Genomic DNA, 20977 nt, shown 5'->3' on the forward strand with positions numbered 1-20977 from the left:
GAATCAATGCCGCATATTCTGATCGTCGAAGACGAAACCATCATCCGCTCGGCGCTACGCCGATTGCTTGAGCGTAACCAGTACCAGGTCAGCGAGGCCGGCTCGGTGCAAGAGGCCCAGGAACGCTTCAGCATTGCGACCTTCGACCTGATTGTCAGCGACCTGCGCCTGCCAGGCGCGCCCGGCACCGAACTGATCAAGCTCGGCCAGGGCACCCCGGTACTGATCATGACCAGCTACGCGAGCCTGCGTTCTGCTGTCGACTCGATGAAAATGGGTGCGGTGGACTACATCGCCAAGCCATTCGATCACGACGAAATGCTCCAGGCCGTTGCGCGCATCCTGCGTGACCGGCAGAACGCGCCGGCCGTTGCGACTGAACGTGGCAACGGCAAGGCCGCGCCTGGCGACAAGGCGGCGACCAGTACTGCGGCCAATGGCGAGATCGGCATCATCGGTTCGTGCCCGCCGATGCAGGACCTGTACGGCAAGATACGCAAGGTCGCGCCAACAGACTCCAATGTACTGATCCAGGGCGAGTCGGGTACCGGTAAAGAGCTGGTGGCCCGCGCGCTGCACAACCTGTCGCGTCGTGCCAAGGCACCGATGATCTCGGTGAACTGCGCGGCGATTCCAGAGACCCTGATCGAATCGGAACTGTTCGGCCATGAGAAAGGCGCCTTTACCGGCGCCAGCGCCGGGCGTGCCGGCCTGGTCGAAGCCGCCGATGGTGGCACGCTGTTTCTCGACGAGATCGGCGAACTGCCACTCGAAGCCCAGGCACGCCTGTTGCGCGTCCTGCAGGAAGGTGAAATTCGTCGGGTCGGCTCGGTGCAATCGCAAAAAGTCGATGTGCGCCTGATCGCCGCCACCCACCGCGACCTGAAGAACCTGGCCAAGGTCGGCCAGTTCCGTGAAGACCTTTATTACCGCCTGCACGTCATCGCTCTCAAACTGCCGGCCCTGCGCGAGCGCGGCACCGACGTCAACGAAATCGCCAACGCCTTCCTCGCCCGCCAAAGTGCGCGGGTCGGACGTAACGACCTGCGATTCGGCCACGACGCTGAACAGGCGATTCGGCATTACTCTTGGCCAGGTAACGTGCGCGAGCTGGAAAACGCCGTGGAGCGCGCAGTGATCCTGTGCGAGAGCCCGGAGATTTCCGCCGACCTGCTGGGTATCGACATCGAGCTCAGCGATCTCGAAGACGACGAGCCGTTCGCCGGCCTGTCGGGCGCCAGCAGCAGTGCCAACAACACCAGCCACGAGCCGACAGAAGACCTGTCGCTGGAAGACTACTTCCAGCATTTCGTCCTTGAGCATCAGGATCACATGACCGAGACCGAGCTTGCGCGCAAGCTTGGGGTCAGCCGCAAGTGCCTGTGGGAGCGGCGCCAGCGCCTGGGCATCCCGCGGCGCAAGAGCGGTGCCACCAGCGAGGGCTGAGCCGTTTCAGCGCTTTGCGCGGGTGGGCACAGGTAACACCGCTACCTTGCGACAAACTGTTACCGCACCACAAAGTCGTAACAAAAACCGGGGCTTACGGTAACGAAGCCGCGGTTTTTTTTCGCCTTGCGAACCGCTCAAAACCGCTACAACCCCTTGTTTTACTGGGTTTTGAAAAAGTTGGCACGGCACCTGCTATATGTTTGGTACAAGAACAATAACAAGCACTGCAAAAGACAATAAAAATAAGACGAATCGGCTCACGCACAATAAGAACAAGACGGCGGAGGCGCAGCTAACTGATTCTTTTGGAGAGGAGTTGTATTTGGGGCTTGCCCCACAACCAGGCAGAGAACAATAAAAACTGCACTCAAGCAGGGCCTGAACTGGTTGGATCGCATGATCATTGCAACCTCAGCGACCAAAGCAATCCGTTTGCTCTTGATCCCGATTAGGGAGACCGCCCACAAGCTTTTTTTGTGGGCAGGGCACTCAACAAAAACAAAAAGCCCGGCAAAAAAACAATAAGAGCACGCAACTACTTCTTGGGGAGCTTCGGCTCCCCTTGTAGTTTCTGCCCGCCCCAGCCCGCCTGTGCGTCGTCCGACGCGACCGCCTACACCATCCTCCGAGTAAATGCTAGAATCCCCGCCCATCATGCGGCCATTCTTCGTTTTTGGCCGAACATTCCTTCAAACAGTGCATCCCATGCTGAAGAAGCTGTTCCAGTCGTTCCGTCCTCCCGTACGTGGCACGCACCACAAGCGCACCACGCCTGAAGTGATCAATAGCGGTCAACATTCGCTGCAACGTGGCCAGTTCAGTCGTCATGCGGTGAGTATCGTCGAGCGCCTGCAAAATGCTGGCTACCAGGCCTATCTGGTCGGTGGCTGCGTGCGGGACCAACTCCTGGGCATCACCCCCAAGGATTTCGACGTTGCCACCAGCGCCACCCCTGAACAGGTCCGCGCCGAATTTCGCAACGCCCGCATCATCGGTCGCCGTTTCAAACTGGTTCACATCCATTTCGGGCGTGAAATCATCGAAGTCGCCACCTTCCGCGCCAACCACCCGGAAAGCGAAGAAGAGAACAGCCACACCTCGTCGCGTAACGAGAGTGGGCGGATTCTGCGCGACAACGTCTACGGCACCCTGGAAGAAGACGCGCAACGCCGCGACTTCACCATCAACGCCCTGTATTACGACCCGGTCAGCGAGCGCATTCTTGATTACGCCAACGGCGTGCACGATATTCGCAACCGCCTGATCCGCCTGATCGGCGACCCGACCCAGCGCTACCAGGAAGACCCGGTACGCATGCTGCGAGCCGTGCGCTTCGCCGCCAAGCTCAACTTCGGCATCGAAAAACACACCGTGCAGCCGATTCGCCAGCTGGCGCCAATGCTGCGCGAGATTCCGGCGGCTCGCCTGTTCGAAGAGTCGCTCAAGCTGTTCCTTTCCGGGCAGGCGGCCGACACCTTCGAAATGCTCGTTGACCTGGAGCTGTTCGACCCGCTGTTCCCGGCCAGTGCCGAGGCGCTGGAAGAGCACCCGACCTACACCCACACCCTGATCAGCCAGGCGTTGATCAACACTGACCTGCGCGTCAAGCAAGGCAAGCCGGTAACCCCGGCTTTCCTGTTCGCCGCCATGCTCTGGCCAGCACTGCCCGGTCGCGCCCTGCGCCTGCAGAGCCGTGGCATGCCACCGATTCCGGCCATGAACGAAGCGGCCCACGAACTGATTGCCGAACAGTGCCAGCGCATCGCAATCCCCAAGCGTTTCACCATGCCGATCCGCGAAATCTGGGACATGCAGGAACGCCTGCCGCGGCGCAGTGGCAAACGTGCCGACCTGTTGCTCGACAACCCGCGCTTTCGCGCCGGTTACGACTTCCTGTTGCTGCGTGAAAGTGCGGGTGAAGAAACCGACGGCCTGGGCCAATGGTGGACCGACTATCAGGACTGCAACGACAGCGAGCGCCGCGACATGATCCGCGAGCTGGGCAGCCGTGATGAAGGTGCCGGTGCCGGCCCGCGCAAACGCAAGCGCAGCCCGAGCAAGCGCAAGCGCGCCGACAGCGCTGCAGGCGAGTAACAGATGATCCGCGCCTTTATTGGCCTGGGCAGCAACCTGGCCGATCCCGAACAGCAACTGCGCAGCGCCGTCGAGGCGCTGGGGCAGTTGCGTGACAGCGCCCTGGCCGCGGTTTCGGCCTTCTACAGCAGCGACTCGCTGTCACCGGGCCAGCCGCGCTACACCAACGCCGTGGCGGCGCTGGATACCGCCGTTGCGCCGCTGGACCTGCTCGATGCGCTGCAAGCCATCGAGGCCGATCAGGGCCGCGAACGCAAGGAACGCTGGGGCCCGCGCACCCTCGACCTGGACATTCTGTTGTACGGCGACCAGGTCATCGATGTGCCGCGCCTGAAAGTGCCGCATTACCACATGCAGGCACGACCGTTCGTCCTCTACCCCCTGGCCGAACTGGTCCCTGAAGACTTCTGCCTGGCCGATCAACGGCCCCTGTCCCAATTACTGGCAGATTGCCCGTTCGTCGGTCTGGAACGCCTGTAGCCGGGCGTTCCCCCAGCCGGTAACGCCCGTAACAGCGCATTAGTAACAATGCGGTAACAGGGTAATTGACTTCAGCCCCCTCGCTCACGACTATAGGCGTCCCGTGGCGCCCCGAGCGCCGCAAAAAGGCGTATATAGGCCTGGAACAGGTCGTAATTCAAACACCACGATCGATGATGTGCTGTTCCAGAAGATGAATACACGCGTTGTACGCAGTCGTTTTTCACAGCGCCTGAACGAGGATTCCTTTTCATGCCAGAAGTAACCCTGACCACCCTGCAGAGCCTCAAGGCCAAGGGTGAGAAAATAACCATGCTGACCTGCTACGACGCGACCTTCGCCCAGGCCGCCAGCCGTGCCGGCGTGGAAGTATTGCTGGTGGGTGACTCCCTGGGCATGGTCCTGCAGGGCCATGACAGCACCTTGCCGGTAACCAATGCCGAGATGGCCTACCACACCGCCTGCGTCAAACGCGGCAACGAAGGTGCGTTGATTCTTGCCGACCTGCCGTTCATGGCCTGCGCCACCACCGAGCAGGCGTTCGCCAACAGCGGCGCGCTGATGCAGGCCGGCGCGCACATGGTCAAGGTCGAAGGCGCCGCCTGGCTGGCGGAAACCATCCGCCTGCTGGCCGAGCGTGGCGTACCGGTGTGCGCCCATATGGGCCTGACCCCGCAGACGGTGAACATCCTCGGTGGCTACAAGGTTCAGGGCCGCCAGGAAAACCAGGCACGGCAAATGCGCGCCGACGCCATCGCCCTGGAGCAGGCGGGCGCAGCCATGCTGCTGCTCGAATGCGTACCCACCGAGCTGGCTGCGGAAATCACCCAGGCGGTGAGCATCCCGGTCATCGGCATCGGTGCCGGCAGCGCCACCGACGGCCAGGTGCTGGTATTGCATGACATGCTCGGTCTGTCGCTGACTGGCCGGGTACCGAAGTTCGTGAAGAACTTCATGGCCGGCCAGAGCGATATTCAAGGCGCGCTCAAGGCTTACGTAACCGCCGTCAAGGATGTCAGCTTCCCCGGCAGCGAACACGGGTTCAGTGCATGAATACAGTCAAGACCGTCCGCGAACTGCGTGCCGCCGTGGCGCGCGCGCGCAGCGAAGGCAAACGCATCGGTTTCGTGCCGACCATGGGCAACCTGCACAGCGGCCATGCCGCACTGGTGACCAAGGCCGCACAACGGGTCGATTTCGTCGTCGCCAGCATCTTCGTCAACCCCCTGCAGTTCGGCCCCAGCGAGGACCTCGACAAGTACCCGCGGACCCTCGCCGCTGACCAGGAAAAACTGCTCCAGGCCGGCTGCCATCTGCTGTTCGCCCCGACCGTCGAAGAGATGTACCCCGACGGCATGGCCGGGCAGACCCGCGTCAGCGTCCCGCAACTGTCCGACGGGCTGTGCGGTGCCAGCCGTCCAGGCCATTTCGAAGGCGTGGCGACGGTGGTCAGCAAGCTGTTCAACATGGTCCAGCCGGACCTGGCGGTGTTTGGCCAGAAAGACTTCCAGCAACTGGCGGTGATCCGTGCGCTGGTGCGCGACCTGAACATGCCGATCCAGATCATCGGCGAGCCAACCGTGCGCGCCGAAGACGGCCTGGCGCTGTCTTCGCGCAACGGTTACCTGAGCGACGAACAGCGCGCCACGGCGCCTGTGCTGTATCGGGTACTGAGCCAGATGGCCGCGGCTATCGAACAGGGCGAACGCGACTATCCGGCGCTGATCGCCAACGGTCAGCAGCAACTGACCGCGGCAGGCTTTCGCCCGGACTACCTGGAAATTCGCCAGGCCCTGAGCCTGCGCCCGGCAGCACCGGAAGACCGTGACCTGGTAATCCTGGTAGCAGCCGTCCTGGGTAACACCCGCCTGATCGACAACCTGCACCTGACTCTCGACGACAAGTAAACAGGTCGCCCGCTGGAGCCTCTCCCTGTAACGCAGGTTGCATGCCTATAATTGGCATCAGCCTGCAAACAAGGCGCTGGTTCCAGTGTCCAAGGCAGTCCACGCAATAAGGAAACCTGCAGCGATGGCGTATTACCGCACCCCCCATGATGTTACTGCCCTGCCCGCCTGGCAGGCGCTCCAGCAGCACCGCGAAGCCATGCAGGCCTTCAGCATGCGCGACGCATTCAATGCCGAGCCCAAACGCTTCGAGCAGTTTTCCCTGAGCACCTGCGGGCTGTTCCTCGATTATTCGAAAAACCTGATCAACGGCCAGAGCCGCGACCTGCTGGTCAAGCTGGCCAACGAAGTAGGCCTGCAAGAGGCAATCAAGGCATTGTTCGCAGGCGAGATCCTCAACGCCTCCGAAGGCCGTCCGGCCCTGCATACCGCCCTGCGCCGCCCGGTGGGCGACAAGTTGAGCGTCAACGGCGTCAACGTGATGCCTGAGGTGCACAAGGTCCTCAACCAGGTCACCGAACTGGTTGGCCGCATCCATGATGGCCTGTGGCGCGGCTACAGCGAAAAGCCGATCACCGACGTGGTCAACATCGGCATCGGCGGCTCGTTCCTCGGCCCGGAGCTGGTCTCCGAAGCCCTGCTGCCTTACGCCCAGCGTGGCGTGCGCTGCCATTACCTGGCAAACATCGACGGCAGCGAGTTCCATGAGCTGTCGGCCAAGCTGCGCGCCGAAACCACGCTGTTCATTGTTTCGTCCAAGTCGTTCAACACCCTGGAAACCCTGAAGAACGCCCAGGCCGCACGCGCCTGGTACCTGGCCCAGGGTGGCTCGGAAGCCGAGCTGTACAAGCACTTCATCGCCGTATCCAGCAACAAGGCCGCCGCCGTGGCCTTCGGCATTCGCGAAGAGAACATCTTCCCGATGTGGGACTGGGTAGGCGGGCGTTACTCGCTGTGGTCGGCCATCGGCCTGCCGATTGCCCTGGCCATTGGCACGGCCAACTTCAAGGAACTGCTGTCCGGTGCCTACACCATGGACCAGCACTTCCAGAACGCGCCGTTCGAACAGAACATGCCGGTGCTGCTGGCCTTGCTCGGCGTATGGTACGGCAACTTCTGGGGCGCGCAGAGCCATGCGATCCTGCCGTATGACCACTACCTGCGCAACATCACCAAGCACCTGCAACAGCTGGACATGGAATCCAACGGCAAAAGCGTTCGCCAGGACGGCACGCCGGTCAACCACGACACCGGCCCGGTCATCTGGGGTGGCGTGGGTTGTAACGGTCAGCACGCCTACCACCAGTTGCTGCACCAGGGCACCCAGCTGATTCCGGCCGACTTCATCGTCCCGGTGGTCAGCTTCAACCCGGTCGCCGACCATCATCAGTGGCTGTACGCCAACTGCCTGTCGCAGAGCCAGGCACTGATGCTGGGTAAGACCCGCAGCGAAGCCGAAGCCGAGCTGCGCGACAAAGGCATGGCCGAAGCTGAAGTCCAGAAGCTGGCGCCACACAAGGTGATCCCGGGCAACCGCCCGAGCAATACCCTGGTGGTCGAGCGCATCAGCCCGCGTCGTCTTGGCGCGCTGGTGGCGATGTACGAACACAAGGTGTTCGTGCAGAGCGTCATCTGGGGCATCAATGCCTTCGACCAGTGGGGCGTGGAGCTGGGCAAGGAGCTGGGCAAGGGCGTTTACCAACGCCTGACCGGCGGTATCGAAGAGCCTGCCGAAGACGCTTCGACCCAGGGCCTGATCAACTTCTTCCGCAGCCGTCACCGCGGTTGATCACCCGCGCTGCCCCTGGCCGAACGAACACGGCCAGGGGCAGCGGCTACACTGTCCTGACAAAAACAATCCGTCAGAACAGGACCCGCCATGTTCGATATCAGCGACTTTCCCCAAGCCGATGCGGTCAGCAAAGCGGCGCAACTGAGCCAGGCCGATTACCAGCGCCTGTACCGCCAGTCCATCGACGACCCCGATGCCTTCTGGAGCGAACAGGCCAAGGCCCTGGACTGGATCAAGCCCTGGAGCCAAATCCAGCAGAGCGACATGAATACCGGCCGGGCTGCCTGGTTCAAGGGCGCGCAACTGAACGTCAGCTACAACTGCATCGACCGCCACCTGGCCACCCGGGGCGATCAGCCGGCGATCATTCGTGAGGGCGACAACCCCACCGACTCCAGCGTCATCACCTACCGCGAACTGCACCAGCAGGTCTGCCGCCTGGCCAACGTGCTCAAGCAACGCGGGGTGAAAAAGGGCGACCGGGTGTGCATCTACATGCCCATGGTTCCGCAGGCGGCCTATGCCATGCTCGCCTGCAGCCGCATCGGCGCCATTCACTCGGTGGTGTTCGGTGGTTTCTCGCCGGATGCCCTGCGCGACCGTATTCTCGACGCCGATTGCCGTACGCTGATCACCGCCGATGAAGGCATTCGTGGCGGCAAGAGCGTGCCGCTGAAGAACAACGTCGACAAGGCCCTGCTCAGTTGCCCGGACGTCAGTACGGTGGTGGTGATCAAACGTACCGGCGGCGAGATCGACTGGAGTGAAGGACGCGATCTCTGGTACCACGACGCAATCAAGCAGGTCAGTGATGATTGCCCACCCGAGCCAATGGACGCCGAAGACCCGCTGTTCATCCTCTACACCTCCGGCAGTACCGGCAAACCCAAGGGCGTGCTGCACACCACCGCAGGTTACCTGCTGCAGGCGGCGCTGACCTTCAGGAGCGTGTTCGATTACCGCGATGGCGAGGTGTTCTGGTGCACCGCCGACGTCGGCTGGGTGACGGGCCACAGCTATATCGTTTACGGCCCCCTGGCCAACGGCGCGATCACCCTGATGTTCGAAGGCGTGCCCAATTACCCCGATGCCTCGCGCTTCTGGCAGGTGGTCGACAAGCACCAGGTGAACATCTTCTACACCGCCCCCACCGCCCTTCGCGCACTGATGCGCGAAGGCCAGGGCCCGCTGGCGAGCACCTCGCGCAAGAGCCTGCGCGTGCTCGGCAGCGTGGGTGAGCCGATCAACCCGGAAGCCTGGGAATGGTACTTCGAGGCCGTCGGCGAAAAACGCTGCCCCATCGTCGACACCTGGTGGCAGACCGAAACCGGCGGCATCATGATCAGCCCGCTGGTGGGCACCCGGCGGGTCAAGCCCGGCTGCGCCACCCAACCGATGTTCGGCGTGCAGCCGGTGTTACTGGACGACAAGGGCACGCTGATCGAAGGCCCCGGCAGCGGCATGCTGGCAATCAAGGCCAGCTGGCCCGGGCAGATCCGCAGCGTGTACGGCGACCCGCAGCGAATGATCGACACTTACTTCAAGCCGCTGCCGGGTTACTACTTCACCGGTGACGGCGCGCGCCGCGACGAGGACGGCGACCTGTGGATCACCGGGCGCATCGATGATGTGATCAACGTCTCCGGACACCGCATCGGCACCGCGGAGGTCGAAAGCGCCCTGGTGCTGCACGACAGCATCGCCGAAGCCGCCGTTGTCGGGTACCCTCACGATCTCAAGGGGCAAGGCATCTATGCCTTTGTCACGCCCATGAATGGCGTAACCCCGGACGACAGCCTCAAGCAGGAGCTGCTGGCCCTGGTCAGCAAAGAGATCGGCAGCTTCGCCAAACCCGAGCTGATCCAGTGGGCGCCGGCACTGCCCAAGACCCGCTCAGGCAAGATCATGCGGCGCATCCTGCGCAAGATCGCCTGCAACGAGCTCGACAACCTCGGCGACACGTCGACCCTGGCCGACCCCAGCGTGGTCCAAGGCCTGATTGACAAACGCCTGAACATTTAAGCGGCAGCCTGTTTGGCTGCCTTGCAGACAAGGTAGCCATGGAAGCGATTCGCCGCCGTATCGAAACCCAGGTGATGAGCCTGACCGGTTTGTCCCTGGGGCAACTTGACCTGGAAAACCCCAAGGGTGACCCCGGGCTGTTCGGCCCGGGCAGCCTCAGCTGGCGCGTGCATGGCGACTTCCCAAGCATGTTGATCGGCGGCATCAGTGCCCTGCTCCTGCAACTGCTGCACCCGCTGGCGCTGGCCGGCGTGTGGGATCACTCCAACTTTCGCCAGGACCTGCTTGGCCGCCTGCGTCGCACCAGCCAGTTCATCTCCGGCACCACCTTCGGCTCGACTCAAGATGCCAACTGGCTGATCGAAAAAGTGCGCACCATTCACTTGCAGGTAGTCGGTAGCGCCGCCGACGGCCGGCCGTACGCGGCCAGCGATCCAGACCTGCTGACCTGGGTGCATGTAGCCGAGGTCAGCAGCTTCCTGGCTGCCCATAGGCGCTATCGCAACCCGCACATGCCGATCGCCGAACAGGATGCCTACTATGCCGAGATCGCCCTGATCGCCGAACGCCTGGGCGCCCGTAACGTGCCGCGCTCGCGCCAGCAGATTGCCGACTACCTGCAGGCCATGCGCCCACAACTGATCTGCGACGCCCGCAGCCAGGAAGTGGTGCAGGTACTGCTCGACGCACCGGCGCCTAGCCGCCTGGCCCAACCGGTGGGCGCCCTGATGCTGCGTGCCGGGATCGACCTGCTGCCCGACTGGGCCAGCGCAATGCTCGAGCTGAGCCAGAACCCGCTGCAACGCCGGCTGATCCGCCTGGGCATCAACAGCACCGCACCGGTCCTGCGCTGGGCCATGCGCGATGGTTCCGCCCACCGTGCCCGGCGGCGCATGGGTATCGCCTGAACGGTGCGCCAATAGCCCTCGCCCGGCCATCTATGCCACCATGCAGGTCTAGCCAGGCCCTGGGGCCTGAACCGTTCTGACGCCAAATCCAATAAGAGTGAGGACCTGCGCCATGCAAGATGTCGTTATCGTTGCCGCCACCCGTACCGCTGTCGGTAGCTACCAGGGGGCGCTGGCCAACATTCCCGCCGTCGACCTGGGCGCTGCGGTGATTCGCCAGTTGCTGACCCAGACCGGCATCGATGGCGAACTGGTCGATGAAGTGATCCTCGGCCAGGTACTGACCGCCGGTGCCGGGCAGAACCCGGCGCGCCAGGCCGCGATCAAGGCCGGCCTGCCTCACGCGGTGCCAGCCATGACCCTGAACAAGGTCTGCGGCTCGGGCCTCAAGGCCCTGCACCTGGCAGCCCAGGCGATCCGCTGCGGCGATGCCGAAGTGATCATCGCCGGCGGCCAGGAGAACATGAGCCTGGCCAACTACGTCATGCCCGGGGCCCGTACCGGCCTGCGCATGGGCCACAGCAGCCTGATCGACAGCATGATCAGCGATGGCCTGTGGGATGCGTTCAACGACTACCACATGGGCATCACTGCCGAGAACCTGGTGGAAAAGTACGGCATCAGCCGTGAGGAGCAGGACGCCTTCGCTGCCGCTTCGCAGCAAAAGGCAACCGCAGCCATCGAAGCCCGGCGCTTCGTCGATGAGATCACCCCGATCCTGATCCCGCAGCGCAAAGGGGATCCGCTTGCGTTTGCCACCGACGAGCAACCGCGTGCCGGCACCACCGCCGAATCGCTGGGCAAGCTCAAGCCGGCATTCAAGAAAGACGGCACGGTAACCGCCGGTAATGCCTCGTCGCTCAATGACGGCGCAGCCGCGGTGCTGCTGATGAGCGCCGCCAAGGCGCAGCAACTGGGCCTGCCGATCCTGGCGCGCATCAAGGCCTATGCCAATGCCGGGGTCGATCCGGCGATCATGGGCATCGGCCCGGTCAGCGCCACCCGCCGCTGCCTGGCAAAGGCCGGCTGGGACCTGGCGGACCTGGACCTGATCGAAGCCAACGAAGCCTTTGCCGCCCAGGCCCTGTCGGTGGGCAAGGAGCTGGGCTGGGACGCCAGCAAGGTCAACGTCAATGGCGGCGCCATTGCCCTGGGCCATCCGATCGGCGCCTCGGGTTGCCGGGTGCTGGTAACCCTGCTGCACGAAATGATCAAGCGTGATGTCAGCAAGGGCCTGGCCACCCTGTGCATCGGCGGTGGTCAGGGCGTGGCCCTGGCAATCGAACGCTGATCAGCGCGGGAGGGGCCGCAACGGCCCCTCCCCTGGCTTGAACTGGTAAACTGCACGTCCGCAAACCAAGGCCACGTGCATGTCCCTCTTGAATCAGGCGCTGCGCGCCGCCCTCGACGCCCGCCTGGGCCTTCTCGCCGAACTGCATGCCCAGGGCACCGACTGCTATCGCCTGTTCCATGGCAGCCAGGAAGGCGCCAGCGGCCTGACCATCGACCGCTACGGCCCGCAGTTGCTGGTGCAGAGCTTCCACCACAGCCTCGAAACCAGCGCCTTGCTGGAGCTGCACGCCGCTGTCGAAGCGCACCTGGGCCTTGAGCTGCTGCTGGTCTACAACGACCGCTCCCAGGGCAACAGCCGCATCGACCGCCGCGACCCGGTGTACCAGGCCAGCGAGGCCGCGCTGGCCGATCACGTCGGCCACGAATGGGGCCTGAACTACCGGGTGCGTGGTCGCCATGCCGGGCAGGACCCACTGCTGTTTCTTGACCTGCGCAATGCCCGTGGCTGGGTCAAGCAGCACAGTGCCGGCAAAAGCGTGCTGAACCTGTTCGCCTATACCTGCGGTGTCGGCCTCAGCGCGGCGGCGGGCGGCGCCCGCGAGGTGTGCAACCTGGACTTTGCCGAAGGCAACCTGGCCGTCGGCAAGGAAAACGGCGCACTCAACCCGCAACTGCTGCCGATGAGTTTCATCCAGTCCGATTACTTCCCGGCAATCCGCCAGTTCGCCGGCCTGCCGGTCAGCCAGCGCCGCGGCCACACGCTGCCGTCGTACCCACGCCTGCAACAACGCCAGTTCGATCTGGTGTTTCTCGACCCGCCGGCCTGGGCCAAGAGCGCCTTCGGCACCGTCGACCTGCTGCGCGATTACCAGAGCCTGCTCAAGCCGGCACTGTTGAGCACCGCCGAGGACGGCGTACTGATCTGCTGTAACAACCTGGCCAAGGTCAATGTCGACGACTGGCGCGAGCAAGTGCTGCGCTGCGCCGACAAGGCCGGGCGGCCGGTACGCGACTGGCAGGTGCTCAAGCCCGCCGGCGACTTTCCGTCGCAGGACGGTCAGCCCCCATTGAAGACCTTGATTCTTCAGCTCTGAAACAAAAAATCGTTAATTTTCGGGGTATCTTCGGAACCGATTTTACGTGCCATACTCCAACCACTCCCGCTCGAGACAGACGACGCCACACATGCCCAAAGGATTGAAACGCGCCCTCGGCGCCATGCTGGCCGCAGTGGCCTTGTACAGCCTGCTAGGCTTTCTGATTCTCCCAGGGGTTGCCCTGCGTATCGTCAACCAGCAACTGGCCAATTACGCCACAGTACCTGCGCACCTGCAGCGGATCGAGCTCAACCCGTTCAGCCTCGAACTGACCCTCTGGGGCCTGCAGATCGGCGAGCCGGGCAAGGAGCAGGTCGGTTTTGAACGCCTGTACGCCAACCTGCAGCTCGACAGCCTGTGGAGCGGCGCCCTGCACCTGGACGGGGTCGAACTGGACAAGGCACGTACCGAGCTGCTGTTCGCCAAGGACGGCAGCCTCAACCTCACTCAGTTGTTCAAGCTGCCACCGAGCGAGCCCAAGCCTGAAGAGCCGGCCAGCGATCCATTCCCGCTGCGTATCGGCAGCATCAAGCTCAGCGAAGGCTACCTGCACTTCCAGGACCTGCGCCCGAGCGAGCCGATCGAGTTCCTCTACGACTCGATGAACCTGGAGCTGAAGAACCTCAGCACCCTGCCTGACGACAGTACCGAGATGACCCTGGTCGCCAATGGCCCGGCAGGCGGGCGCATCGACTGGTCCGGCAATTTCAGCCTGGTACCGATCGCCTCCGAAGGTACCCTGAAGGTCACCGACGGCAAGATGAAAGCCTTCTGGCCCTATGTCCGAGATGCCGTGCCGCTGGTGCTGGAAGAAGGCGTGGTCAGCCTCGATACCCACTACAAGCTGAATCTGTCCAAGGAAACCGAGCTGCTGCTGGACAACGCCTCGGTGAGCATCGCGCCCTTTGCCATCAAGGCCCCGGATGGCCGTCCGCTGGCGCGCCTGGCGCGTCTGGATGTCAGCGAAACCTCGATCGACCTGGCCAAGCAACTGGTCACCGTCGGCAAGATCCGCAGCGACAAGCTCGAAACCTGGGCGGCGCTGGAGTCCGACGGCCAGCTCGACTGGCAAAAACTGTTCGCCAGCCAGCCGGCCAAAGCCACGCCAAAAGAGCAAGCCGAACCCGCTACCGCCGAGCCGGATGCCAAGGACAAAGCCGCAGCTGAAGCGCCGAGCAAGCCATGGCAGGTACTGCTCAAGGACGTGCAACTGCGCAATTACCAGGTACACCTGGCCGACCGCTCGCAGAAAGAGCCAGTGGCTCTGGACGTTGGCCCGCTGAACCTTGACCTGCAGAATTTCGACAGTCTCAATCAGTCGCCCTTTACCCTCAAGCTCGATACCGGCGTCGGTAAACAAGGCAAGCTGCAGGCTGCCGGTGAGGTGAACCTGGCGCCCGTCACCGCCAAGCTCAAGGTCAACACCCAGGACATCGACCTGCGCGTCGCCCAGGCTTACATCAGCCCCTACATCCGCCTCGAACTGCGCAGCGGCATGCTCGGCAGCGACCTCAATGTCGACCTCAAGAGCACCGCACCGCTGGCCTTCAGCATCGACGGCAAGGCCCAGGTCAACCAGTTGCATACGCTGGACACCATCAAGGACCGCGACTTCGTCAAATGGCAGCAACTGAACCTCGACGCTGTGTCGTACCGCCACGGTGATGCCCTGACCATTGGCAAGGTGACCCTGAAACAGCCTTACGCGCGCTTCATGATCAACGAGGACCGCACCACCAACGTCGATGACCTGCTGATCCCGCAGCCGGCCACCGCGCAATCCAAAGCGCCAAGCAAAGCCAAGGCCCCGGCCGAGAAGCCACTGGGTATCCGCATCGGTGAAATCGACATCAACGACGGCTCGGCCAACTTCGCCGACTTCAGCCTGACGCCCAACTTTGCCACGGCCATCCAGCAGCTCAATGGCCAGATCGGCACCATCGACAACCGTCAGCCAAAGCCTGCCAAAGTCGATATCAAGGGCAAGGTCGATCGCTATGCGCCAGTGACCATCAAAGGTTCACTGAACCCCTTCGACCCGATGGCCGCCCTGGACATCGCCACCAGCTTCAAACGCGTTGAGCTGACCACGTTGACGCCGTACTCGGGCAAGTTCGCCGGGTTCCGTATCCGCAAAGGGCGGCTGAACATCGACCTGCATTACGTGATCACCCAGGGCAAGCTCCAGGCCGAGAACAAGGTGGTGGTTGAGCAGCTGCAACTGGGTGAGAAGGTCGACAGCCCGGACGCGGTCGATTTGCCGATTCGTCTGGCGGTGGCCCTGCTCAAGGACACCGACGGCAAGATCTCCATCGAGCTGCCGGTGAGCGGCGACCTCAACGACCCGCAGTTCAGCGTCATGCCGATTGTCTGGCAGACCCTGCGCAACCTGGTGCTGCGTGCGGCCCAGGCGCCCTTCAAGTTCATTGGTGGGCTGGTCAGCGGCGGTGATTCCCAGGACCTGGGGAGCGTGGCCTTTGCCGCCGGCTCCAGTGACCTGAGCCCGGATGCGCAAAGCGCCCTGGACAAGCTGGCGACCGCACTCAAGGAACGCCCTGCCCTGCGCCTGGAAATCGAAGGCACCAGCGCCCAGAGCAGCGACGGCCCGCTGATTGCCCAGCAGCGACTGGAGCGTGAGTATCAGAGTACCTACTACAAGATCCTCCAGCGTCGCGGTGACAAGGTGCCAGCCCAGGCTTCCGACCTGAAGGTGCCGGATGGCGACAAACCGGCGATGCTCGAAGGCATCTACCGCGCCCGCATGAAACAGCAGCCACCGGCCGAATGGGAACAGCTGGACCGCGAGCAGCGCACTACCCAGTTGCGTGACGCGGTGCTCAAGTCGTGGGGCGAAAGCCCACTGCTACTGCGCCAGCTGGGGCAGGCCCGGGCCAGCAGCATCAAGGACTACCTGGTGGACAAGGGCCAACTGGCGGATGACCGGGTGTACTTCGTAGACGCCAGCCTGGGCCAGGCCGAAACGGATGGCCGGGTGATTTCGCCGCTGCACCTGGACGCGGAGTGAAGTAACCCCGATCGCGGGGCAAGCCCGCTCCTACAAATCCCCCCCAAAAAAGAAGCCCCGGCAACCAGTGCCGGGGCTTTGAGTGACCAAGTCCTTTTGGTCTTTCGCATGAACCTGCAAGGGTCAGCGAGTCGGGAGCAACTACTCAGTTGGTTTTCAGGCCATCAGCCGAGACGGCTTGAACGCCTTTGATCTTCTTGGCAATGGCGACCGCCATCTCTTTCTGCGAATCGGTCAAGGTCACATCGGAAGACAGGGAGACCACGCCTTTGTTGGTTTCGACCTTGATGTCGGTGCCCGGGATGCCTTTCTCGGTTACCAGGTCAGCTTTGACCTTGGTGGTGATCCAGGTGTCAGAGGTCGCTTCTTTGACTTTGGTGACTTCACCGGCAGCAACAGTCAGCGGAGCCTGGGAAGGCTGTTGGGCAAACGCCGCATTAGCCAGGGTCAGGGTCAGGGCGGTGGCAGTAGCGGCAGCAATAGCGAACTTCTTCATACGAGACACTCCTGTTTTTCGAAAAGTCTGCGCCATCAGTCCTGGCAGCAGGGTATGAGAACTATTGCAGGGCTTGTGCCAGCTGCTGCTATTGACTTTTTTACTTATAAATCAGCTAGTTATATATAAAGCTGAAATCCCGAATCGTGCAATTTGCACGCAGTGGCAAAATCCTGCATGCAAGATGCAAGTCCGCAAGACAATGCCTACAGGCATAAAAAAAGGACCCCGAGGGGTCCTTTTTCTTACGCTACGTTCTTAGACGCCGGATGCCTTGGCAGCGGCAACGTCCTTGATCGACAGCTTGATACGGCCGCGGTTGTCCACGTCCAGTACCAGTACTTCAACTTCCTGACCTTCTTTGAGGATGTCGGTCACTTTCTCAACACGAGCATCGCTCAGCATGGAGATGTGAACCAGACCGTCCTTGCCAGGCAGGATGTTGACGAAGGCACCGAAGTCAACGATGCGCTCGACCTTACCGACGTAGATCTTGCCGATCTCGGCCTCGGCAGTGATGCTCAGAACACGCTGACGAGCAGCTTCAGCAGCGTCTTTGGTCTCGCCGAAGATCTTGATCGAGCCGTCGTCTTCGATATCGATCGAAGCCTTGGTTTCTTCGCAGATGGCACGGATGGTCGCGCCGCCTTTACCGATGACGTCACGGATCTTGTCGGTGTCGATCTTCATGGCGATCATGGTCGGAGCGTTTTCCGACAGTTCGCTACGGGACTGACCAATGATCTGGTTCATCTGGCCGAGGATGTTCAGGCGCGCTTCCAGGGCCTGGCCCAGGGCGATTTCCATGATCTCTTCGGTGATGCCGTTGATCTTGATGTCCATCTGCAGCGCGGTAACACCTTTGGCGGTACCGGCTACCTTGAAGTCCATGTCGCCCAGGTGGTCTTCGTCACCGAGGATGTCGGTCAGGACGGCGAATTTCTCGCCTTCTTTAACCAGACCCATGGCGATACCGGCAACCGGTGCCTTCATCGGTACACCAGCGTCCATCAGGGCCAGGGAAGCACCACAGACCGAAGCCATGGAGCTCGAACCGTTGGATTCGGTGATTTCCGATACGACGCGAATGGTGTACGGGAACACGTCGGCGGCAGGCAGCATGGCCTGGACCGAACGACGGGCCAGACGGCCGTGACCGATTTCGCGACGGCCAGCACCGCCCATGCGACCACACTCGCCCACCGAGAACGGCGGGAAGTTGTAGTGCAGCATGAAGGGGTCTTTCTTCTCGCCTTCGAGGGTGTCCAGCAGTTGCGCGTCACGGGCAGTACCCAGGGTCGCAACGACCAGGGCCTGGGTTTCGCCGCGGGTGAACAGCGCCGAACCGTGGGTCTTTGGCAGTACACCGACTTCGATGTTCAGCGGACGTACGGTCTTGGTGTCACGGCCATCGATACGTGGCTTGCCGTTAACGATGTTTTCGCGAACGGTGCGGTATTCGATTTCGCCGAAGATCTCTTTGACTTCGGAAGCCGAAGGTTGACCTTCTTCACCGGAGAACTTGGCGATCACTTGCTCGCGCAGTTCGCCCAGGCGAGCGTAACGGTCAGCCTTGACGGTGATGGTGTAGGCGTCGGAAACCGCAGCACCGAATTCACCACGGATGGCGTTCAGCAGTTCGGTGTTGGCAGCGGCTGGCTTCCAGTCCCAGGTCGGCTTGGCAGCTTCGGCGGCCAGCTCTTTGACAGCCTGGATCACAGCCTGGAATTCATCGTGGGCAAACAGTACGGCGCCCAGCATCTGGTCTTCGGTCAGCTCTTTGGCTTCCGATTCAACCATCAGCACGGCGTCGGAGGTACCGGCAACGACCATGTCCAGGCTCGAGGCAGCCAGTTGCTCGTAGGTCGGGTTCAGCAGGTAGCCGGTGCTTTCGTGGAAAGCAACACGAGCAGCGCCGATCGGGCCTTCGAACGGAATGCCGGAGATGGCCAGGGCAGCCGAGGTACCGATCATCGCAGCGATGTCCGGATCGGTCTTCTTGCTGGTGGAAACGACGGTGCAGACAACCTGCACTTCGTTCATGAAGCCTTCTGGGAACAGCGGACGGATCGGACGGTCGATCAGACGCGAGGTCAGGGTTTCTTTCTCGGAAGGACGGCCTTCACGCTTGAAGAAACCACCAGGGATCTTGCCGGCGGCGTAGGTCTTTTCCTGATAGTGAACGGACAGGGGGAAGAAGCCTTTGCCTGGATCGGCCTGTTTGGCACCGACCACGGTCACCAGTACGGTGACATCGTTGTCGACGGTGACCAATACGGCGCCGGACGCTTGACGAGCAATACGGCCCGTCTCGAGGGTAACGGTCGATTGACCGAACTGGAATTTCTTGATTACCGGGTTCACGGTTTCCTACCTTTTTCAGTGGCTCTGGGGGAACTGGTTCTTGCGAATTCTTGGGCAGCACAGGGAATCGGCCCTGTTGGCAGTCCAGATAAAACTAGAGGTTGGGAGCCTGCCCTGCCCTCGCGGTAAACCGCTCAGGCGAGACAGACAGCCAACCTCATAGATACACAAGGCGTGCTCACCAGCACGGGGGCCAAAGGCTCCGCCTGGTGACTGCAGCACGCCGTGCACACCACTGGCCAGGCCGCTATTAGCGACGCAGACCCAGACGACCGATCAGGGCGCTGTAACGAGTGGTGTCCTTGCCTTTCAGGTAGTCCAGCAGCTTGCGACGCTGGTTAACCATGCGGATCAGACCACGACGGGAGTGGTGGTCTTTGCCGTTGGCCTTGAAGTGGCCTTGCAGCTTGTTGATGTTGGCGGTCAGCAGAGCAACCTGTACTTCCGGGCTACCGGTGTCACCGGCGGCTTGCTGGTATTCGGCAACGATCTTTGCTTTTTCTTCAACGCTGAGTGCCATCTGGCTTCTCCAAATCAAGGGAAACCGAACAAACGGTTTCCAATAGGCCAGGGACTGCTCCCTGTATTCATAAAGTGAGGCGTGACCGTGCCTATTAACAGCCATCCTCTTTACCACCAGTGCCGGGCCTGAACCTGACGCTGAAGGTTTCGATCATTCTGACCGAATCAAGCGACGAGGCGCGATGCGCCCGTCTTCGCTCACTTCACCGATACCGATGAAGCGACCGTTGTGATCCTGTACCCGGACCATGCCGAACTTCGGCGCGTCGGGGGCTCTGACCGGCTGACCATTGAGCCAGTAGAACGCACTGTGCTCGGAGAACTGCAACAGTGGCCAGTCCAGCAGACCGCTGTCCGATGGCATCAGGAAGCGATCGACTGCTTCGTTGCCACCTTCGGCGTGGACCGCTTCGAGTTCTTCGAGGGTCACGGTCTGGGCCAGCTCGAAAGGACCCGCGTGCGTACGGCGCAGTTCAGCGACATAGGCTCCGCAACCGAGCACCTCGCCGATATCCTCGACCAGAGTGCGGATGTAGGTGCCTTTGCTGCAGCCGACTGACAGCCGAACACGGGTGCCTTCGCACTGGAGCAATTCCAAGCGGTTAATAGTAACAGAACGCGCCTCGCGCTCCACTACTTCACCTGCACGGGCGAGCTTGTACAGTGGCTGACCGTCGCGCTTGAGGGCCGAGTACATCGGCGGTATCTGACTGATTTGACCACGAAATTGTGGCAAAACCGCTTCGATATCGGCGCGACCAACGGTCACGTCACGGGTTTTCAGCACTTCACCTTCGGCATCGCCCGTGGTGGTGGTCTGACCCAGTTGCATGACCGTCTCGTAGCCCTTGTCGGAATCGAGCAGGTACTGCGAGAACTTGGTCGCCTCACCAAAGCACAGCGGCAGCACGCCGCTGGCCAGTGGATCGAGGCTACCGGTGTGCCCGGCCTTTTCGGCGTTGAGTAGCCAGCGGACCTTCTGCAGGGCGGCGTTGGAGGTGAACCCCAACGGCTTGTCGAGCAGGATGATGCCGCTGACGTTACGACGGATACGCTTGACCTGAGCCACCGCTTACTCCTTGGTGTCCAGGGGCGTGTCGGAAGCCTGGTGCAGCTTGTCTTCGGCGACGGCGCGCTCGATCAGTGCCGACAGGTGGGCACCGCGACTGATGCTTTCGTCATAGTGGAAATGCAGTTGCGGCACGCTGCGCAGTTGCATTTCCTTGCCCAGGTGCACACGCAGGAAACTGGCCGCGCCGTTGAGCACTTTGAGGGTCTGCTTGATGTCTTCCGCGCCTTCCTGGCCCATGGAGGTGATGAACACCTTGGCATGGCCGACATCGCGGCTGACATCCACAGCGGTAATGGTGACCACGCCGACGCGCGGGTCTTTGACTTCACGACGGATCAACTGGGCCAGCTCACGCTGGATCTGATCGCCGATGCGTTGGGTACGGCTATATTCTTTTGCCATTTTTGCTACCTGTAACTAAAGCGGCAAACGCCCGGCCAGGCTAGAGCCGGACCG

The 20977-nt window shown here is 62.0% G+C and carries 16 protein-coding genes; 11 read left to right on the forward strand and 5 right to left on the reverse strand.

Annotation, left to right across the window (positions count from 1 at the left end; all coding sequences use genetic code 11):
- The first annotated feature begins 6 nt into the window (after positions 1-6).
- The 11 genes from BV82_RS23080 to BV82_RS23130 all read left to right on the forward strand — a co-directional run bounded on the left by BV82_RS23080 (position 7) and on the right by BV82_RS23130 (position 16067).
- Entirely contained in the window at positions 7-1446 is a 1440-nt protein-coding gene (locus tag BV82_RS23080; RefSeq protein ID WP_036996912.1) for a sigma-54-dependent transcriptional regulator, read from the forward strand.
- A gap of 708 nt (positions 1447-2154) precedes the next feature.
- Positions 2155-3543, forward strand: a complete 1389-nt coding sequence (locus tag BV82_RS23085; protein WP_010222998.1) for a polynucleotide adenylyltransferase PcnB — start codon at positions 2155-2157, stop codon at positions 3541-3543.
- 3 nt (positions 3544-3546) lie between these two features.
- The gene (gene folK / locus BV82_RS23090) at positions 3547-4023 is read left to right on the forward strand and encodes a 2-amino-4-hydroxy-6-hydroxymethyldihydropteridine diphosphokinase (RefSeq protein WP_010222997.1); all 477 of its coding nucleotides are present in this window, start codon (positions 3547-3549) and stop codon (positions 4021-4023) included.
- Positions 4024-4275: 252 nt separating this feature from the next.
- Positions 4276-5076 carry a 3-methyl-2-oxobutanoate hydroxymethyltransferase gene (gene panB / locus BV82_RS23095; protein WP_010222996.1) on the forward strand — a complete coding sequence of 267 codons (801 nt, stop codon included), beginning with the start codon at positions 4276-4278 and terminating at the stop codon, positions 5074-5076.
- On the forward strand, positions 5073-5930 hold the full coding sequence (gene panC, locus BV82_RS23100; protein WP_010222995.1) for a pantoate--beta-alanine ligase: 858 nt from the start codon (positions 5073-5075) through the stop codon (positions 5928-5930). Before panB ends, panC begins: the two co-directional genes overlap by 4 nt.
- Before the next feature lie 124 nt (positions 5931-6054).
- Complete coding sequence (pgi, locus tag BV82_RS23105) at positions 6055-7719, forward strand: glucose-6-phosphate isomerase (protein ID WP_010222994.1); 1665 nt, start codon at positions 6055-6057, stop codon at positions 7717-7719.
- Positions 7720-7809: 90 nt separating this feature from the next.
- The gene (gene acs, locus BV82_RS23110) at positions 7810-9744 is read left to right on the forward strand and encodes an acetate--CoA ligase (RefSeq protein ID WP_036996913.1); all 1935 of its coding nucleotides are present in this window, start codon (positions 7810-7812) and stop codon (positions 9742-9744) included.
- A 38-nt stretch (positions 9745-9782) separates the two neighbouring features.
- Positions 9783-10652, forward strand: a complete 870-nt coding sequence (locus BV82_RS23115; protein WP_036996915.1) for an oxygenase MpaB family protein — start codon at positions 9783-9785, stop codon at positions 10650-10652.
- A gap of 112 nt (positions 10653-10764) precedes the next feature.
- Positions 10765-11943, forward strand: coding sequence for an acetyl-CoA C-acetyltransferase (locus BV82_RS23120; RefSeq protein ID WP_010222990.1), 1179 nt, complete (start codon positions 10765-10767; stop codon positions 11941-11943).
- Positions 11944-12022: 79 nt separating this feature from the next.
- Complete coding sequence (locus BV82_RS23125; RefSeq protein WP_010222989.1) at positions 12023-13039, forward strand: class I SAM-dependent rRNA methyltransferase; 1017 nt, start codon at positions 12023-12025, stop codon at positions 13037-13039.
- 46 nt (positions 13040-13085) lie between these two features.
- Positions 13086-16067, forward strand: a complete 2982-nt coding sequence (locus tag BV82_RS23130) for a DUF748 domain-containing protein (RefSeq protein ID WP_437127810.1) — start codon at positions 13086-13088, stop codon at positions 16065-16067.
- 145 nt (positions 16068-16212) lie between these two features.
- Here BV82_RS23130 and BV82_RS23135 read toward each other — a convergent pair whose 3' ends face one another.
- From BV82_RS23135 to rbfA, 5 genes are all read right to left on the reverse strand, one after another.
- Entirely contained in the window at positions 16213-16563 is a 351-nt protein-coding gene (locus BV82_RS23135) for a BON domain-containing protein (protein WP_010222987.1), read from the reverse strand.
- Between the two features lie 258 nt (positions 16564-16821).
- A complete protein-coding gene (gene pnp, locus BV82_RS23140) occupies positions 16822-18927 on the reverse strand; it encodes a polyribonucleotide nucleotidyltransferase (protein WP_010222986.1) in 2106 nt (701 codons plus the stop codon).
- Positions 18928-19177: 250 nt separating this feature from the next.
- On the reverse strand, positions 19178-19447 hold the full coding sequence (gene rpsO, locus BV82_RS23145; RefSeq protein ID WP_036996916.1) for a 30S ribosomal protein S15: 270 nt from the start codon (positions 19445-19447) through the stop codon (positions 19178-19180).
- Positions 19448-19600: 153 nt separating this feature from the next.
- Entirely contained in the window at positions 19601-20518 is a 918-nt protein-coding gene (truB, locus tag BV82_RS23150) for a tRNA pseudouridine(55) synthase TruB (protein WP_036996919.1), read from the reverse strand.
- Positions 20519-20521: 3 nt separating this feature from the next.
- The gene (gene rbfA / locus BV82_RS23155; protein ID WP_010222983.1) at positions 20522-20923 is read right to left on the reverse strand and encodes a 30S ribosome-binding factor RbfA; all 402 of its coding nucleotides are present in this window, start codon (positions 20921-20923) and stop codon (positions 20522-20524) included.
- Positions 20924-20977 lie beyond the last annotated feature (54 nt).

Origin of the sequence: Pseudomonas donghuensis, assembly GCF_000696345.2 — a bacterium.
GTDB lineage: Bacteria > Pseudomonadota > Gammaproteobacteria > Pseudomonadales > Pseudomonadaceae > Aquipseudomonas > Aquipseudomonas donghuensis.

What these genes read in the sequence shown, in the direction of transcription:
- BV82_RS23085 (WP_010222998.1), top strand. Translation starts at nt 2,155, where the DNA reads ATGCTGAAGAAGCTGTTCCAGTCGTTCCGTCCTCCCGTACGTGGCACG.
- rbfA (WP_010222983.1), bottom strand. Translation starts at nt 20,923, where the DNA reads ATGGCAAAAGAATATAGCCGTACCCAACGCATCGGCGATCAGATCCAG.
- BV82_RS23115 (WP_036996915.1), top strand. Translation starts at nt 9,783, where the DNA reads ATGGAAGCGATTCGCCGCCGTATCGAAACCCAGGTGATGAGCCTGACC.
- acs (WP_036996913.1), top strand. Translation starts at nt 7,810, where the DNA reads ATGTTCGATATCAGCGACTTTCCCCAAGCCGATGCGGTCAGCAAAGCG.
- panC (WP_010222995.1), top strand. Translation starts at nt 5,073, where the DNA reads ATGAATACAGTCAAGACCGTCCGCGAACTGCGTGCCGCCGTGGCGCGC.
- panB (WP_010222996.1), top strand. Translation starts at nt 4,276, where the DNA reads ATGCCAGAAGTAACCCTGACCACCCTGCAGAGCCTCAAGGCCAAGGGT.
- BV82_RS23135 (WP_010222987.1), bottom strand. Translation starts at nt 16,563, where the DNA reads ATGAAGAAGTTCGCTATTGCTGCCGCTACTGCCACCGCCCTGACCCTG.
- folK (WP_010222997.1), top strand. Translation starts at nt 3,547, where the DNA reads ATGATCCGCGCCTTTATTGGCCTGGGCAGCAACCTGGCCGATCCCGAA.
- BV82_RS23125 (WP_010222989.1), top strand. Translation starts at nt 12,023, where the DNA reads ATGTCCCTCTTGAATCAGGCGCTGCGCGCCGCCCTCGACGCCCGCCTG.
- rpsO (WP_036996916.1), bottom strand. Translation starts at nt 19,447, where the DNA reads ATGGCACTCAGCGTTGAAGAAAAAGCAAAGATCGTTGCCGAATACCAG.
- BV82_RS23120 (WP_010222990.1), top strand. Translation starts at nt 10,765, where the DNA reads ATGCAAGATGTCGTTATCGTTGCCGCCACCCGTACCGCTGTCGGTAGC.
- BV82_RS23080 (WP_036996912.1), top strand. Translation starts at nt 7, where the DNA reads ATGCCGCATATTCTGATCGTCGAAGACGAAACCATCATCCGCTCGGCG.
- pgi (WP_010222994.1), top strand. Translation starts at nt 6,055, where the DNA reads ATGGCGTATTACCGCACCCCCCATGATGTTACTGCCCTGCCCGCCTGG.